At 62.1% G+C, this 14,536-nt stretch carries 17 protein-coding genes; 4 read left to right on the top strand and 13 right to left on the bottom strand.

What is annotated here, in order from left to right; genetic code table 11:
* Nucleotides 1-30: 30 nt before the first annotated feature.
* The 5 genes from EJ079_RS29045 to EJ079_RS33455 all read right to left on the bottom strand — a co-directional run bounded on the left by EJ079_RS29045 (nucleotide 31) and on the right by EJ079_RS33455 (nucleotide 4,646).
* On the bottom strand, nucleotides 31-1,908 hold the full coding sequence (locus EJ079_RS29045; protein WP_127268152.1) for an ABC-F family ATP-binding cassette domain-containing protein: 1,878 nt from the start codon (nucleotides 1,906-1,908) through the stop codon (nucleotides 31-33).
* A 124-nt stretch (nucleotides 1,909-2,032) separates the two neighbouring features.
* On the bottom strand, nucleotides 2,033-2,482 hold the full coding sequence (locus EJ079_RS29050) for a MucR family transcriptional regulator (protein WP_127268153.1): 450 nt from the start codon (nucleotides 2,480-2,482) through the stop codon (nucleotides 2,033-2,035).
* 162 nt (nucleotides 2,483-2,644) lie between these two features.
* Nucleotides 2,645-2,848 carry a hypothetical protein gene (locus EJ079_RS29055; protein ID WP_024504288.1) on the bottom strand — a complete coding sequence of 68 codons (204 nt, stop codon included), beginning with the start codon at nucleotides 2,846-2,848 and terminating at the stop codon, nucleotides 2,645-2,647.
* Entirely contained in the window at nucleotides 2,841-3,767 is a 927-nt protein-coding gene (locus tag EJ079_RS29060; RefSeq protein ID WP_127810835.1) for a DMT family transporter, read from the bottom strand. Before EJ079_RS29060 ends, EJ079_RS29055 begins: the two co-directional genes overlap by 8 nt.
* 45 nt (nucleotides 3,768-3,812) lie before the next feature.
* Complete coding sequence (locus tag EJ079_RS33455; RefSeq protein WP_164873868.1) at nucleotides 3,813-4,646, bottom strand: hypothetical protein; 834 nt, start codon at nucleotides 4,644-4,646, stop codon at nucleotides 3,813-3,815.
* 110 nt (nucleotides 4,647-4,756) lie between these two features.
* Between EJ079_RS33455 and EJ079_RS29075 the strand changes: the two genes are divergently transcribed.
* Nucleotides 4,757-5,716: a LysR substrate-binding domain-containing protein gene (locus tag EJ079_RS29075; RefSeq protein WP_027037936.1), complete on the top strand. Its 960-nt coding sequence runs from the start codon at nucleotides 4,757-4,759 to the stop codon at nucleotides 5,714-5,716.
* Nucleotides 5,717-5,827: 111 nt separating this feature from the next.
* On the opposite strand, the gene EJ079_RS29080 is transcribed toward EJ079_RS29075, so the two are convergent.
* Entirely contained in the window at nucleotides 5,828-6,340 is a 513-nt protein-coding gene (locus tag EJ079_RS29080) for a DinB family protein (RefSeq protein ID WP_127810836.1), read from the bottom strand.
* 59 nt (nucleotides 6,341-6,399) lie between these two features.
* Between EJ079_RS29080 and EJ079_RS29085 the strand changes: the two genes are divergently transcribed.
* The gene (locus EJ079_RS29085; protein WP_127810837.1) at nucleotides 6,400-7,092 is read left to right on the top strand and encodes a glutathione S-transferase family protein; all 693 of its coding nucleotides are present in this window, start codon (nucleotides 6,400-6,402) and stop codon (nucleotides 7,090-7,092) included.
* Nucleotides 7,093-7,103: 11 nt separating this feature from the next.
* Here the strand turns inward: EJ079_RS29085 and EJ079_RS29090 are convergent, their stop codons facing one another.
* Nucleotides 7,104-7,364, bottom strand: a complete 261-nt coding sequence (locus tag EJ079_RS29090) for a DUF2934 domain-containing protein (RefSeq protein ID WP_127331827.1) — start codon at nucleotides 7,362-7,364, stop codon at nucleotides 7,104-7,106.
* Between the two features lie 370 nt (nucleotides 7,365-7,734).
* Here EJ079_RS29090 and ndk point away from each other — a divergent pair, with 370 nt between their 5' ends.
* On the top strand, nucleotides 7,735-8,157 hold the full coding sequence (ndk, locus tag EJ079_RS29095) for a nucleoside-diphosphate kinase (RefSeq protein WP_013532476.1): 423 nt from the start codon (nucleotides 7,735-7,737) through the stop codon (nucleotides 8,155-8,157).
* Between the two features lie 65 nt (nucleotides 8,158-8,222).
* Here ndk and EJ079_RS29100 read toward each other — a convergent pair whose 3' ends face one another.
* The 6 genes from EJ079_RS29100 to EJ079_RS29125 all read right to left on the bottom strand — a co-directional run bounded on the left by EJ079_RS29100 (nucleotide 8,223) and on the right by EJ079_RS29125 (nucleotide 13,353).
* Nucleotides 8,223-8,987 carry a YbaY family lipoprotein gene (locus EJ079_RS29100; protein WP_127397431.1) on the bottom strand — a complete coding sequence of 255 codons (765 nt, stop codon included), beginning with the start codon at nucleotides 8,985-8,987 and terminating at the stop codon, nucleotides 8,223-8,225.
* Nucleotides 8,988-9,097: 110 nt separating this feature from the next.
* A complete protein-coding gene (locus tag EJ079_RS29105) occupies nucleotides 9,098-9,574 on the bottom strand; it encodes a molybdenum cofactor biosynthesis protein MoaE (protein WP_127267617.1) in 477 nt (158 codons plus the stop codon).
* Nucleotide 9,575: 1 nt separating this feature from the next.
* The gene (moaD, locus tag EJ079_RS29110) at nucleotides 9,576-9,833 is read right to left on the bottom strand and encodes a molybdopterin converting factor subunit 1 (RefSeq protein WP_127810838.1); all 258 of its coding nucleotides are present in this window, start codon (nucleotides 9,831-9,833) and stop codon (nucleotides 9,576-9,578) included.
* 1 nt (nucleotide 9,834) lies between these two features.
* Nucleotides 9,835-10,431, bottom strand: coding sequence for a CDP-diacylglycerol--glycerol-3-phosphate 3-phosphatidyltransferase (gene pgsA, locus EJ079_RS29115; RefSeq protein ID WP_023673449.1), 597 nt, complete (start codon nucleotides 10,429-10,431; stop codon nucleotides 9,835-9,837).
* Between the two features lie 97 nt (nucleotides 10,432-10,528).
* Nucleotides 10,529-12,592 (bottom strand): excinuclease ABC subunit UvrC, encoded by a 2,064-nt coding sequence (gene uvrC / locus EJ079_RS29120; RefSeq protein WP_127810839.1) that lies wholly within the window; start codon nucleotides 12,590-12,592, stop codon nucleotides 10,529-10,531.
* Complete coding sequence (locus EJ079_RS29125) at nucleotides 12,589-13,353, bottom strand: SDR family oxidoreductase (RefSeq protein ID WP_127319023.1); 765 nt, start codon at nucleotides 13,351-13,353, stop codon at nucleotides 12,589-12,591. Before EJ079_RS29125 ends, uvrC begins: the two co-directional genes overlap by 4 nt.
* 413 nt (nucleotides 13,354-13,766) lie before the next feature.
* Here EJ079_RS29125 and EJ079_RS29130 point away from each other — a divergent pair, with 413 nt between their 5' ends.
* Entirely contained in the window at nucleotides 13,767-14,423 is a 657-nt protein-coding gene (locus EJ079_RS29130) for an outer membrane protein (protein WP_023812630.1), read from the top strand.
* Nucleotides 14,424-14,536 lie beyond the last annotated feature (113 nt).

A 14,536-nucleotide genomic window follows, 5' to 3' on the forward strand; every position in this document is an offset into this window, starting at 1 on the left:
TCTCCCCTGTGGGAGAAGGAAAGAACGCCCCTACTCCGCCGTGCCTTCCTCATACTCTGCCGACATGGTCAGCCACTTTTCCTCGTGGCCGGCCAGCGTCTGGGCCAGTTGCGAGCGCTCCTTCGCCAGCCGTGTCGCCGTCGAGGGATCCTTCTCGTAGACCGCCGGATTGGACAGTTCGTCCTCAATGCCGTCGATGCGCTTGCGAATGCGGTCCATCAGCGCTTCGGTGGCGCGGATCTCCTTGGCCAGCGGCTCGAAGGCAGCGCGGCGAGCCGCCGCATCGCGGCGGCGGTCGGCTTTTGATGCCTTGTCGGCCTCGCGCTTGCCGCGGCGGTCGCCGGAGACGCCGGTGACCAGCGTCTTGTAGTCCTCGAGATCGCCGTCATAGGGGTTGACCGCGCCGTCCTTGACCAGCCACAGGCGGTCGGCGGTTGCCTCCAGCAGATGGCGATCATGCGAGATCAGGATCACGGCGCCGGGAAATTCGTTCAGGGCATGGATCAGCGATTCGCGGCTATCGATGTCGAGATGGTTTGTCGGTTCGTCGAGGATGAACAGGTTTGGGCCCTCGAAGGCCGACAGCCCCATCAGCAGCCGCGCCTTCTCGCCGCCCGACAGATCCTTGGCGGCGGTGTTCATCTTCTCGGTCGTGAGGCCGAACTGGGCGACGCGGCCGCGCACCTTCGATTCCGGGGCCTCCGGCATCAGCCGGCGGACATGCTCGTAGGCGTTTTCGTCCGGCCGGAGGTCGTCGAGCTGGTGCTGGGCGAAGATCGCCACCTTCAACCCGGGCGCCACCGTCATGGTGCCACTCTCCTGCTTGAGCCGGCCGGACAGCAATTTGGCGAAGGTCGACTTGCCGTTGCCGTTGGCGCCGAGCAGCGCGATGCGGTCGTCGGCGTCGATGCGCAGCGTCATCTTCTTGAGGATCGGCTGACCCTCGGTGTAGCCGACATTGACATTGTTCAGCGCCACGATCGGCGAGGCCACCGTCTTCACCGGCTCGGGGAAGGAGAACGGCCGCACCGAATCGTTCACGAGGGCCGCGATCGGCTTCATCTTTTCCAGTGCCTTGATGCGCGACTGTGCCTGTCTCGCCTTGGAGGCCTTGGCGCGGAACCGCTCGACGAAGGATTCCATGTGCTTGCGCGCGGCCTCCTGCTTGACCCGGCCCTTCTCCTGCAATTCCTTCTGCTCTGTATATTGACGTTCGAACTGGTCGTAGCCGCCGCGCCAGAAGGTCAGCTTCTTCTGGTCGAGGTGGACGATCGAATTGACGGCGCGGTTGAGCAGGTCGCGGTCGTGCGAGATCAAAAGCACGGTGTGCGGATATTTCGACACGTAGTTTTCCAGCCACAGCGTGCCTTCGAGATCGAGATAGTTGGTCGGCTCGTCGAGCAGCAGCAGGTCCGGCTCGGCAAACAGCACCGCAGCAAGCGCCACGCGCATGCGCCAACCGCCGGAGAAGGACGAGGCCGGACGCCGTTGCGCAGCGTCGTCGAAGCCCAGGCCTGCGAGAATGGTGGCGGCGCGGGATTCGGCTGAGTGCGCGTCGATATCGGCCAGCCGCATATGGATGTCGGCGATGCGGTGCGGATCGGTCGCCGTCTTTTCTTCTTCGAGCAGCGCCGTGCGTTCGAGATCGGCCTTGAGCACGATCTCGATCAGCGCATCCTCGGTGCCCGGCGCTTCCTGCGCCACCTGGCCGATGCGGGTGCTCTTCGGCAGGCTGATCGAGCCTGTCTCGGACGGGAAATCGCCGGTGATGGCCTTGAACAGCGTCGTCTTGCCGGTACCGTTGCGGCCGACAAGGCCGGCCTTGGTGCCGGCCGGCAAGGTCAGCGAGGCATGGTCGAGAAGCAGGCGTCCGGCCATGCGGAGCGATAGGTCGTTGATGATCAGCATGGCCGCGCTTTTGCACCGGACATCAACGCTTCGCAAGGCCTTGCCGGCCAGTTGGCCGCACAAGGCCTCGAAACGACGCCAGCGAGGGCGTCGTCAAAGCAGCCGAACAGTGGCTTGCCTGCTCTCAGGCAGTCGCCTTGCGCTTCGTTGCCTTGGCGACAGCGGCCGGCGCTGCTGCCGGCTTGCGGCCAAGTCCCGTCGACTTTGCCAGCGCCGATCGCGTCGCCGAGTAGTTTGGCGCAACCATCGGATAGTCCGGCGGCAAGCCCCATTTGGCCCGATAATCGTCCGGGCTCAGGCCGTAGTCGGTCCGCAGATGCCGCTTGAGCGACTTGAACTTCTTTCCGTCCTCAAGGCAAATGATGTAGTCGGGAAACACCGACTTCTTCGGATTGACTGCCGGAACCAGGTTTGGAGTTTCCGCGACAACTGCACCAGCGAGCTTGCGAACCGAAGCACTGACGCTGGCAATCAACTCAGGCAGGCCGGCAGCAGGAAGCGGATTGTTGCCTACATAGGCCGAGACAATATCGGCCGTCAGCTCGATAACGGTCTTATCATCGATATTTGACAATTCTTTCACCTTATTTGCGACAAAATCCTCCACCCCAGCGAAGACTTGTGTCGATGTATCTCTTTAACCGCGTCCCCCAACGGACCGCCAAGTCTCATAAAAGAATGAAGAATCGGCAAAAATAGCATTCATGCGAAATCGACGCCGTGCAAATTAGAAAATCTAATACTTGGAACCAGCAGACTTAGCGGCAGGACTTTCGTCCAATATCTCCAGAATACGCTTCCAGCGGGCGCAACGCGCGAAATCCTTTTGTTCTATGGCCTTTTCGGCCCTCATCGCGGCGTAGAGCGGTGCCTCGGCGCCGAATTCGTCGATCAGCCAATGCGCTTCCTGAATGGCCAGACGCTCATTCTCGTCAAACATGGTTTTCGACCTCCGAACGTTCCACACCGACCGCGACACAACTGCCGATGACGAGGATGGCTCCGACAATGGCCGTCACCGTCAGCCGTTCGCCGGATAAGGTCAAAAGCAGGGTCGAGGCGATCGGCGTGAGATAGGCGACCACCGCGACCCTGCCGCTGCCTTCAAGCTTCAAGGCGCGCGACCAGAAATAGTAGCCCAGGCCCATCGGACCGGCGCCGAGATAAAGGCCGAGGGCCAGATCCCCGCCGACGGGCCAGGTGAAACCGTCGCGAGCGCACCACAGAAACATCAAAGCGACGCCAATCAAAGACGATGGCAGCAACAGGCGATCCGCTGGAGTGGCCACCCGTCCCACCATGATCGAATAGAAGGCCATGCATAGCGCGGACCCGAATGCGGCGAGATAGCCGACCAGATCGCCTTCGAACCAGGATTGGTTGCGCCCTCCCGAAATCACCAGTGCAACGCCGATGAAGCCCACCACCGCGGCGAGACCCAACAGTGCCGGACGCCGCGGATTTTCCAAGGCAATGACTGCCGCCGCGACCATCAACGGCCAGGTGTAGGCCACCAGATTGGCCTCGATCACCGGCATCGAAGCGAAGGCGATGTATTGCAGCACCATGGTGCCGACCAGGCCGATGAAGCCGACCGCGAGAGAGATGAGCGCCGCCCCGGCGGTGACCGGTACTACTCTTTCGCGGCTCATCAATCTGATAGCGGCGAAGACGAGTGCTGCGCCTGCAAATTGCAGGAACTGGACCTGCGACACCGGGTGGCTGGCCAGCAGGGATTTGCCGACCAGGGCATTGGTGGACCACAACGCCACCGCACCGGCAGCGAAGACCAACGCGGATATCGAGCCGGATCCCTGCCGAAACAATCGGCATGGGACTCTATGTTGCTGTTCGACCATGATCCTGTCCGAAAACCGGTTCCGACTTATCGGGGTCATGGTTCATTACCATGATTCCCTGGCGCCGCCCGGAACCGGTGCCTCGACGGCGGTGGGCACGGGATGCTCCGCCTCGAACCGACGATAGGCCGGCAGCTGATTGGTCCAGACATCTTCGGCCAGTTCGCTGACCCACTCACGGTCGTGGTCGTTGTCGGCGGCGAGATAGAACATTCTGTTATCGTCGACATAGGGCTTGGCCACCGAGCGCTGGTTGAGCACCAGCGTGACGCGCTCGCCGAACCGGATCGGAGCGGTGCGATGCAGGACGCCCAGGAATTGGCCGAGCGTCGCGTAGTTCATCTTGTGATCGATGCGCATGACACTGTTGCGCGGGATTTCGCGGCCGGCTTCGAGAATGGCGCGGCCGGTTTCGGAGTCGTCGCAGTAGATTTCGAGGTGGCCGCCGACCAGCGGATTGCTGATCGACAGCGGAATGAGCTCTGTGACCGGAACGCCATCGCAATGCCACTCCACGGCGCCGTCCTTTGGATTCATGAAGGTGACCGTCGAGCCGACGATCGATAGCGGATAGGGCTCCAGCTTGGTGCCCATCATGTCGGACAGCCGCTCCAGGCGCAGCTTGTCATGCAGCAATTCCTTGATCTGGGGGATGAAACGGTCGGCCCCGGTGATGAAGGTCAGATCGAGGTGCTTGTGCACGGCATGGCTGGCCTTGAGCTTCAGGGCAGCCTCCTCGATAGCTGCAAGCAGTGCCGGGTCATAGCCGTGCAAATATTGCGCGACACCGAAACTCGACACTTTCCAGGCGGTTTCATGGCCGATAATGGCTTCGCGGCTCATCGCATAACGCAGTTCGGGAATGGTATGGGCGTTCATTGTACTTCTCCAGGATGGGGGCAACACTTGGTAAACAGTCGATTAATTCACCCACCCCTGTAAAATTAGGAATGCTGGTGCTAGTGTAAGCCAAGCTTAAGGTCGAAACCGTGCGTCTGCTCAGTCAGGTCAACCTCAATTCGCTTAAAATCGTGGAGAGTGCTGCGAGGCACGGTAATTTCACGCGTGCCGGCGAAGAACAGTTTATTACCGCTTCAGCGGTCAGCCAGCGCGTGAAAAGCCTTGAGGATCAGCTTCGTTTCAAGATTTTCCAGCGCGGCGGCAATGCGGTGTCGTTGACGCCGGAGGGCGAGACCTATGTCTCGCGCGTTCGCGAGGCGCTGGAGCGAATCGTCGCCGCCAGCATGGAAGCGACCGGGCAATCGCAGGAGCATGTGCTAAAAATATCGGTGCTGCCGACCTTTGCGGCACGCTGGCTGTTTCCGCGCCTGCCGCTGTTCCAGCAGCAATATCCCGATATCGTAATGCGGGTCTCGACCTCCTACGCGACGCATGAGTTCACGGCCTCGGAATTCGATCTCGAAATCCGTTATGGCGACGGTCACTTTCACGGGCTGCAATCCGATCTGCTGTTTCGCGAAGACCTGACACCGGTGTGCAGCCGCAAGCTGTTCCACGAAGTTCTCGGCGATAAGCGGCTGTCGAAGGTGACACCGGACGACCTCAAGCACTTCACCCTGCTGCATTCCGACACCTGCACCCAGAATTGGCAATCCTGGCTTGGTTTCGCCGGCGCCAGCTTCGTGCTCAGCGAGACCAAGAGCATCTATTTCGACTCGTGCATGATGTCCTACGAGGCAGCCAATTCCGGGATGGGCTTTGCGGTGGCCAACCGTGCCTATATGGCCAGCGACATCCGCGCCGAAAGGCTGGTGGCTCCCTTCGCCGTCCACCACCCGAACACGGCCGGTTGGTATTTTGTTTCCCCGCTGAGAGGCCTTGCCGCACGCAAGGTCCAGTTGTTCAAGCAGTGGGTGATGGCGGAAGCGGCTCTGACGCAGTGCCAACTGGACAGCGAAATCAGGGGCGAGGCTTCGACGGCCGCCTGAATCTCGGGCAAGTATCCGGTGTGCCGGCTAATTTCAGATGCAAAGACAATGCTGCAGCACAAAATGCAGCGATAGTAGGCGCAAGCTCTTCGACCTTCGGACGGCACCGAATCAGGCGAAAGCTCTGCCCTCCTCGGTCCGCTGAAAAAGCATCAGGTCCAACCCCAGGCTTGGCCGTCCCAGGATGGTCAGGATCGTATGCGCCTGGCCGCGATGGTGGGTCTGGTGGTTGAAGACATGATCCAGCGCCGGCGCCAGCCTTTGCGAGACGGTGCGCATGTCCGAAACGGTCATGTAGGTGAAGCGGCCCGTCAACGCCTTGTCATTGAGGCCGCCGACCCAATCGATGATCCTCCTGTCCTCGGCTTCACGCGCCGCCCGCAGGCCGGTCAACCCCCAATGCAGGATGGCATCCAGTGTCGTCGGCGCGTCGCCCTCGCCGGTGAAGCGCTTCATCCAGATCCGGTCGGCCGTCAAAAGGTGGTTGAGCGTGCCCATCATCGAGCCGAAGAAGGCGCCGACATCGCGGTTGAATTCCTCGTCATCGAGTTCGGCGGCGGCATCATAGATGCGACCGTTGGCCCATTGATTATAGGCCGCAAACATCATGAAATGCTGTCTCATGGCTTCCCTCGGCTCACGTCGATGCGGGGCCTACCTAACCCGCAGGAACGCCGCCGCCAATGACCATTCTGCTCTATGATCTCGTCGGACGCGACACCACACGTCCGTTCAGCCCGCATTGCTGGAAGGTGGTGATGGCGCTTGCCCACAAGGGGCTCGACATATCGACCGTACCGACGCGCTTTCTCGAGGTGCCCGCTGTCGAGGGCGGCGTTTCGAAAACCGTTCCGGTGATCCGGGACGGCGAGACGGTCGTCGCGGATTCCTTCGCCATCGCGCTCTATCTCGATGAGGCCTATCCGGACCGGCCGACGCTGTTTGGCGGTGAAGGCGGCAAGGCGATGGCGCGCTTCGTCGAACGCTGGTCGCAAGTGACCATTCATCCCTACGTGACCACCGCGGCGATCATGGACCTCCATGCCATGCAGGACGCGGAAAACGCCGTCTATTTCCGCCAGAGCCGGGAGCAGCGTCTTGGCAAGCGGCTGGAGGAGGTGAAGGCCGCCAGGGAAGCTGGGCTCGGCAATTTCAGAGCCTCGCTGGAGCCATTGCGCTCGATGCTCTCCTATCAGCCATTCATCGGCGGCGCGGCGGCGCTGTTCAGCGACTATATCGTCTTCGGCGCCCTGCAATGGGCGCGCATAGCCTCGCCCTACCAACTGCTCGACGACGGCGACGTGGTGGCGCAGTGGTTCGCCCGCTGCCTCGACCTGCATGGCGGGCTGGGACGAAAGATCGCCGCCGCGGCTTGACGCCGTAAAGCTTACTTGGCCGCCGCCTTCTTTGGCTTGCCGGCCTTCGTGGCAGCCTTTGCCTCCTTGGGGGCGGCCTTTGCCTTGGCGGCGCCAGTTGCCTTCCTGGTTGGCTTTTTGGCCGCCGACTTGCCCGCGGCGTCCTCCTGGTCGACATCGGCGGCCGCCTGATGCCAATGGCGCTCATGATGTCCAGCCGGCTGGCCCTCTTGCAGCCAGAGCTGGTGCGCACGGTTGCGAATGCGTTCCTGACGATCGTCTGTCATGGTCATGGTGTCTCCATACGGCCCGACCTCAGCGCGGCGCCGACACGCGAGTATAGCAAGCAACGCGTTGCTGTGTAGCCGTCTGATCTCGGCTTCGGGAGCACAGAAAAGCGCAGCGGCCTGCCCTTCGCTATCGCTCCCTGCCCTTCGGGCGTTCAAACCCTTTGAAAGGTCCACTGGACCTTTCAATCCGCCCGAAGGCGGACCGGGCTTTCACCGTTCGTCGCTCGGAGCCAAGCAATTGGCTTTCCGTCCGCTTCGCGGACCATCCCTCACCCCTTTGGCCTCACCCCTTTGGCCTCACCCCTTGGCAATGGGCCGGGCGGCTTGTATAGAGCCCGCCACTCTCAATTCCATTCTCAGACAAGGACGACCCATGGCGCTCGAACGCACATTTTCCATGATCAAGCCGGACGCAACCCGGCGCAATCTCACTGGTGCCATCACCAGGATGCTGGAAGAGGCAGGCCTGCGCGTCATCGCCTCGCGCCGGGTCTGGATGAGCCGCCGCGAAGCGGAAGGCTTCTATGCCGTCCACAAGGACCGCCCCTTCTTCGGCGAACTGGTTGAATTCATGTCGTCGGCACCGACCGTCGTCCAGGTGCTGGAAGGCGAGAACGCCATTGCCAGGAACCGCGAAGTGATGGGCGCCACCAACCCGGCCAACGCCGCCGAAGGCACCATCCGCAAGGTTCACGCGCTGTCGATCGGCGAAAACTCGGTGCACGGCTCCGACGCGCCGGAGACCGCGGCAGAAGAGATCAAGTACTGGTTCTCGGACACCGAGATCGTCGGCTGAGCCGATAGTCCAGACCTTGGATTACGTGAAAAGGCCGGCGTTTCGCCGGCCTTTTTCGTTGGGGGTCAGCTAGCGGCGCTGAAGCGCAGGATCTCGCGGCCATCCTTGTCTGATATGATGAGCTTGCCGGCATCGACACGGTATGACGCCGCCTTGGCCAGCGCATCGAACAGCGCCTTTTCCTCGGCCATCACCTCGGGCGCACAGGCCTTGTAGGTCGAGCCGATGTCCCTGATCGCGATCGTTTGCCCATCGAGTTTGGCGGTGGCGAAGTAGGTGTTGCAGGGGCCGCTGCCGCCCGCCTTGCCGGCCCCGCTGACCCTGAACGTCGCTTGCGGGGCAGCAATAGCGCCGATGCCGTCGATATAGTCGACCAGCCAGGGCTGGTCGAAGACGGAAGCCGTCGGCTCGGCACTCGGGGTGACCATCTTCAGCATGATGGTCTGCGGCACGTCGGCCAACGGATCGACCTGATGGCGCATATCGGAGATGAACAGCAGCTTGTCGTCGACGGTGATGCGGGCTTGCAACGCGTAAGTCATCTGCGACCGGATGACCGAAGGGTCGAATTTGATCTCGAAGCTGATCGGCACCTGGCCTGCCGGCTTTACTTGCTGCTCACCGATGATGGTGGCCGGCGCGTCGGCCAGCGACACGTCCGCCAGCTGGACGGAGAGCACGGCACTGGGCGGCAAGGCAATGCGCTCGCGATAGATCACCTCGCCTCTCACGGCCCTTTCGGTGGCAACAGACTGCTCCGGAACGGCCAATATGCCGACGACCAGAGGCACGAAACCGAAGATCAAGAACTCCGCGATCCTGTCCAGCATGACCATCTCCCTCACCCCGGGCTGCCAATGCCCCGGGCTGCCAATGCCGAGGCTGACCAATCCCGCCAATTGGCCAAAGGATTGCGGTCAATGCATGGCTGCGGCGGATCTTATTCGGACTGATACCAGCGTTGCGCGGCGTTTGCATCGGCTTCCTTGGCCTCGACCCAGCCACCCTCCGAGCCGTCAGCCCGATGCTCCTTCTTCCAGAAAGGCGCGCGCGATTTGAGATAGTCCATCAGAAAATTCGCCGCCTCGAACGCCGCATGGCGATGCGCCGAGGCTGCCACCACCAGCACGATGTTCTCGCCGGGCGCGATCTTCCCGTGGCGGTGGATGGCGGTGAGCCCCTGCAATGGCCAACGCTCGACCGCTTCAACAGCGATGCGGGCGATTTCCGCTTCGGCCATGCCGGGGTAGTGTTCGAGCTCGAGCGCTGAGAGCGCGCCCTGCTCGTCGCGGCAAAGGCCGGAGAAGGTCACCACGGCGCCGATATCGGCGCGGCCTTGCGTCAGTCTGGCGATCTCGGCGGCGACGTCAAAATCCTGGCGCTGAATGCGCACGACAGGCAAGACCGCGCCGCTCATGTCAGCCCCCGGTCATCGGCGGGAACAGCGCGATTTCGCGGGCGCCCGCGATCTTCTCGCGGTGCTCGACATGTTCCTGGTTGATGGCGACGCGGATCACGTCGGGATATTGCAGAGCGTGCTCGTAGCCATCGCCGCGCGATTTCAGCCAGCGCAGGAGATCGGTCACCGTCTCGATGCCCGCAGGCACGTCGACATCCTCCTCAGCCATGCCGATGCGTTCGCGCACCCAGGCAAAATAGATGAGCCGTGTCGTCATCTCACTCGTCCATGATGTGCTTGAGGCCGGCGCGGAAATAATCGTAGCCGGTGTAGAGCGTGACCAACGCCGCGATCCACAGCAGAACCAGCCCGGTCTGCGTGGTCAGCGGAAAGATCTTGTCGCCGGCCGGTCCGGCCAAGAGGAACGCTATGGCGACCATCTGGATCGCGGTTTTCCATTTTGCCAACTGCGTCACCGGCACCGAGACTTTCAGCGCCGCCAGATACTCGCGCAGGCCCGAAACCAGGATTTCACGGCACAGGATGATGATCGCCGCCCACAACGACCAGCCGGCAATACCCGCATGGCGATCGGTATCGGCGGCCAGCAGCAGCAGGCATGTGGCGACCAGCAGCTTGTCGGCGATCGGGTCGAGCATCTTGCCGATGTTGGAGGTCTGCTGCCAGGCGCGTGCCAGATAGCCGTCCAGATAATCGGTGATCGAGGCGAGCAGGAAGATGATCAGCGCCGACCAGCGGGCAAAGTCGCTCGACTTCAGATGTCCTTCGAGAAAAAAGCACAGCACCACCAGCGGCACCGCGACGATGCGGGCGTAGGTGAGCATATTGGGCAGGTTGAACGCGCGCTTGGCCATGTCTGGGAAACTCTTTCTGCCTGCCTACTCAAATCAGATGCGAATGTAGGGGGTCAACAGGCCAGATTCGACAGGCCAGATGAAAGTGCCGGATTTTTCAACTCTCGTGGAAATGATTGTAGACCAGTTTCGCCACCTGTTCGGAAATTCCGTCGACTTTCCGCAGATCCTCGATGGCCGCGCGGCTGACCGCCTTGGCGGTGCCGAATGCCAGCAGCAATGCCCGCTTGCGGCCGGGACCGATGCCGCTGATCTCGTCGAGCGGGCTCTTGACCATCTCCTTCTTGCGGCGCGCCCGATGCGAACCGATGGCGAAACGGTGGACCTCGTCGCGCAGGCGCTGGACGAAATAGAGCACGGGATCGCGAACCGGCAGCGAAAACGAGTCCCTGCCTTTGACGAAGAAACGCTCACGGCCGGCGTCGCGGTCCTGGCCCTTGGCGATACCGATGGCCACCACCCGGTCCTCGATGCCGAGATCGGCGAGGATCTTGCGCACCGCGGTCATCTGGCCCTGGCCACCGTCGATCAGGATGACATCGGGCCAGGCCGGGAAGCTGCCGGAGATATCGTCCTCCATATCGTCCGCCGAACCATCAGCCGCATCCCCAGCCGGGACATCGCCATGCTCCTTCAGCAGCCGCGAAAAACGTCGCTCCATCACCTCGCGCATCATGCCGAAATCGTCGCCAGGTGTGATCTCGGTCGAGCGGATGTTGAATTTCCGGTACTGGTTCTTCACGAACCCTTCCGGTCCGGCGACGACCATGGCGCCGACCGCGTTGGTGCCCATGATGTGTGAGTTGTCGTAAACCTCGATGCGCACCGGCGGCTTGGCCAGGCCGAATGTCTCGGCGAAACCCGCAAGCAGGCGTCCCTGGGTGGAGGTTTCAGCCAGCCGGCGTCCGAGCGCTTCGCGGGCATTCTGCAAAGCGTTGTCGGTCAGGTCCTTCTTCTCGCCGCGCTGCGGCACGGAGATCGCGACCTTGCGGCCAGCTCGGGTGGAGAGCGCCTCGGCCAGCAGTTCCTGATCCTCGACGCCATGCGACAGAAGAATGTTCCGCGGCGTCGGCTTGTCGTCATAGAACTGCGCCAGGAACGAACCCAACACCTCGGCTGCTTCCAACGCCGGATCGGCCTTGGGGAAATAGGCGCGGTTGCCCCAGTTCTGGCCGGTGCGGAAGAAGAACACCTGGATGCAGACCTGGCCGCCTTCCTGATGGATGGCGAAGACATCGGCTTCGTCGACGGTCGCCGGATTGATGCCCTGATGGCTCTGCACATGCGACAGGGCCGCCAACCGGTCGCGATAGATCGCGGCGCGCTCGAAATCGAGAGCTTCCGACGCCTGCTGCATGGCGGCCGAGATTTCCGTCTTCACCTTCTGGCTGCGGCCGGACAAGAAGTCCTTCGCCTCGCCGACCAGTTCGGCATAGTCCTGATGCGAGACCTCGCCGGTGCAGGGACCAGCGCAGCGCTTGATCTGATAAAGCAGGCATGGCCGCGTGCGGTTCTCGTAGAACGAGTTGGTGCAACTCCTGAGCAGGAAGGCGCGCTGCAGGGAGTTGATGGTACGGCCAACGGCACCGGCCGAGGCAAACGGGCCGAAATAATCGCCTTTGCGCGACCGCGCGCCGCGATGCTTGTAGATGCCCGGCGAGACATGGTCGCCGGTCAAGAGAATGTAGGGAAACGACTTGTCGTCGCGCATCAGGACGTTGAATCGCGGCCGCAAGCGCTTGATAAGGTTGGCTTCGAGCAGCAGCGCTTCGATCTCGGTGCGGGTGACGACGAACTCCATCGTCGACGTTTCGCGCACCATGCGGCCGATGCGGGTGGTGTGGAAACGGCCTTGCGCGTAGTTGGTGACGCGCTTCTTCAGGCTGCGCGCCTTGCCGACATAGAGCACATCGCCGGCAGCGTTCATCATGCGGTAGACGCCGGGCGCGTTGGGAAGCCGCTTGACCAGCGTCTGGATCACCTCGGCGCCGATCATGCCTTCCGCGTCGCCGGCATGCGGTGTCCAGTCGATGGCGGTGAAGGCGACATCGGGACCGACGGTTTCAACGATCTTCTCGACCGCCTCGTCCTCGAGGTCGATATCGGGGGGCAGATCGTCGGCGCCGCCGCGCGGCGTGCTTTTGTGGTCTACAGGACTCATTCCGTCATGCCTGTCACATCGGGCGTCTGCCATGCAAGATGCTGGCCGCCATCAAGCGCGATCATCTGGCCGGTGACCGAGCGCGCTTCCCAGAGATAGCGGATTGTGGCGCCGAATTCCGGCAATTCCGGGCCGCGCTTGAGGACCAAGCCATCCACCTGTGCGGCAAAATCGCTGTCGTCCTGACGCGCGTTCTTCAGTGTCGGCCCCGGGCCGATGGCATTGACGCGGATGCTGGGGCCGAGCGCTTGCGCCATCATCTGGGTGGCCGTCCACAGCGTCGACTTGGACAGCGCATAGGAGAAGTAGCGCGGCGTCGGACGCCAGACGCGCTGGTCGATCATGTTGACGATCAGGCCCTCCTGCCCTGCCGGCAACGCCCGGGCGAAATTCTGCGCCAGCAGCGCGGGCGCTTTCACATGGACGGCAAAGTGCCGGTCCCAGGCCCGCCAGTCGAAATCCCGAACCGAATCGTCCTCGAACAGCGACGCATTGTTGACCAGCAGCGGGATCGGTCCGAGCGCTGCTTGCGCCTGGCCGACGAGATCGTCGACGGCGTCCATATCGGTCAGGTCGGCGGCGACCACGGCGGCGCGGCCACCTCCGGCGATGATTTTGGCAGCCAACGCATCGGCCTCGATGCGCGAGCGGTTGCAATGGATGGCGACGGCAAAACCGTGCGCGGCGAGATCCTCGACGATCGCCCTGCCGATCCGCCTGGCCCCGCCCGTCACCAGCGCCGTGACAGTGGCTTTGCTCATATGGTGTCAATCCTCAATTTCGGCCCGAAAAAGCGGTGCCGGCGAAATATGGCCCGGCATGCGTTAAATGGTGTTCGCACCTTGGGCAGCATTGTGGCGAAACGGCCGTTTGGACATCCCGGCCCACCCTGGACTCGGGCGCGCACGACCGCAATATAGGGTGCTGGAGTCCTTGCACCAAGCGGTGTGCAGCGCAGCATGGGATGGTTCCTGCCATTTCGCTGTTGCGAAGATGCAACGTCAAGGTTCTGCCTCATTCGTGCCGGGGAATGACCCAAGTTCAGGTTCGCTTCAGCCGCATTTTGACACGACATTTGGAACCGACGAACGCCAGATCCGTTTCACCCCCCGGACGGGTAGATGGCGATCGTGAGAAAAAAGCCTGTGTCCTGTGGCTTAAGGAGTAAAGAACAATGCAAGCCAATCTCAAATTCGCACGGCCGCTGGCCGTTGCGCTTGGGCTCTTCGCCCTCAGCGGAACTGCCTATGCTGCTGACGTGGTTTCGGAAGAGCCGCCGGCACCTGCGCCGATCGCTGAACTTCCGGTCGCTTCGTGGGCCGGCCCCTACGCCGGTCTCAACGTCGGCTATGGCTTCAGCGGCCGGACCAAAGAAAAGGATTTCGACGTTGAAACCGATACCAAGGGTTTCGTCGGCAGTGTCTTCGGCGGCTACCAGTGGCAGCAGGAGAACTTCGTCTACGGCGCTGAAGCCGAACTCGGCTACAACGGCGTCAAGGGCGACGACAACGGCATCGACTCCAAGGCCGGCTTTGAAGGTTCGCTGCGTGCCCGTCTCGGCTACGCGGTCAGCCCAGAAATCCTGCTCTATGGCACCGGCGGTCTCGCCGGCAGAAGCCTGAAGGTGGAAGACACCGTCCTTGGGGCCAGCGATCGCGCAACGATGCTCGGCTGGACCGCCGGTGTTGGCACCGACATCAAGCTGACCGACAATGTCTTCGGCCGCGTCGAGTATCGTTACACCGACTTCGGCAGCAAGAGCTTCGACGGCATCGGCAAGGTCAAGGCCACCGACAACCGCGTCACCTTCGGCGTCGGTATGAAGTTCTAAGTCGTTCAAGCCACGACACGAAAAAGCCGGGCCTCGCGCCCGGCTTTTTTTGTGTCTGGGTAATTTTCCCGGTGATCGAATCGATAACCCGGGAAATCAATTCCGGGCAATCG

Origin of the sequence: Mesorhizobium sp. M7A.F.Ce.TU.012.03.2.1 (genome assembly GCF_004006095.1) — a bacterium.
Taxonomy (GTDB): Bacteria; Pseudomonadota; Alphaproteobacteria; order Rhizobiales; family Rhizobiaceae; genus Mesorhizobium.

What these genes read in the sequence shown, in the direction of transcription:
- EJ079_RS29105 (WP_127267617.1), bottom strand. Translation starts at nt 9,574, where the DNA reads ATGAGCGGCGCGGTCTTGCCTGTCGTGCGCATTCAGCGCCAGGATTTT.
- ndk (WP_013532476.1), top strand. Translation starts at nt 7,735, where the DNA reads ATGGCGCTCGAACGCACATTTTCCATGATCAAGCCGGACGCAACCCGG.
- EJ079_RS29100 (WP_127397431.1), bottom strand. Translation starts at nt 8,987, where the DNA reads ATGCTGGACAGGATCGCGGAGTTCTTGATCTTCGGTTTCGTGCCTCTG.
- EJ079_RS29055 (WP_024504288.1), bottom strand. Translation starts at nt 2,848, where the DNA reads ATGTTTGACGAGAATGAGCGTCTGGCCATTCAGGAAGCGCATTGGCTG.
- EJ079_RS29060 (WP_127810835.1), bottom strand. Translation starts at nt 3,767, where the DNA reads ATGGTCGAACAGCAACATAGAGTCCCATGCCGATTGTTTCGGCAGGGA.
- EJ079_RS33455 (WP_164873868.1), bottom strand. Translation starts at nt 4,646, where the DNA reads ATGAACGCCCATACCATTCCCGAACTGCGTTATGCGATGAGCCGCGAA.
- EJ079_RS29045 (WP_127268152.1), bottom strand. Translation starts at nt 1,908, where the DNA reads ATGCTGATCATCAACGACCTATCGCTCCGCATGGCCGGACGCCTGCTT.
- moaD (WP_127810838.1), bottom strand. Translation starts at nt 9,833, where the DNA reads ATGACGACACGGCTCATCTATTTTGCCTGGGTGCGCGAACGCATCGGC.
- pgsA (WP_023673449.1), bottom strand. Translation starts at nt 10,431, where the DNA reads ATGGCCAAGCGCGCGTTCAACCTGCCCAATATGCTCACCTACGCCCGC.
- EJ079_RS29085 (WP_127810837.1), top strand. Translation starts at nt 6,400, where the DNA reads ATGACCATTCTGCTCTATGATCTCGTCGGACGCGACACCACACGTCCG.
- uvrC (WP_127810839.1), bottom strand. Translation starts at nt 12,592, where the DNA reads ATGAGTCCTGTAGACCACAAAAGCACGCCGCGCGGCGGCGCCGACGAT.
- EJ079_RS29125 (WP_127319023.1), bottom strand. Translation starts at nt 13,353, where the DNA reads ATGAGCAAAGCCACTGTCACGGCGCTGGTGACGGGCGGGGCCAGGCGG.
- EJ079_RS29090 (WP_127331827.1), bottom strand. Translation starts at nt 7,364, where the DNA reads ATGACCATGACAGACGATCGTCAGGAACGCATTCGCAACCGTGCGCAC.
- EJ079_RS29080 (WP_127810836.1), bottom strand. Translation starts at nt 6,340, where the DNA reads ATGAGACAGCATTTCATGATGTTTGCGGCCTATAATCAATGGGCCAAC.
- EJ079_RS29130 (WP_023812630.1), top strand. Translation starts at nt 13,767, where the DNA reads ATGCAAGCCAATCTCAAATTCGCACGGCCGCTGGCCGTTGCGCTTGGG.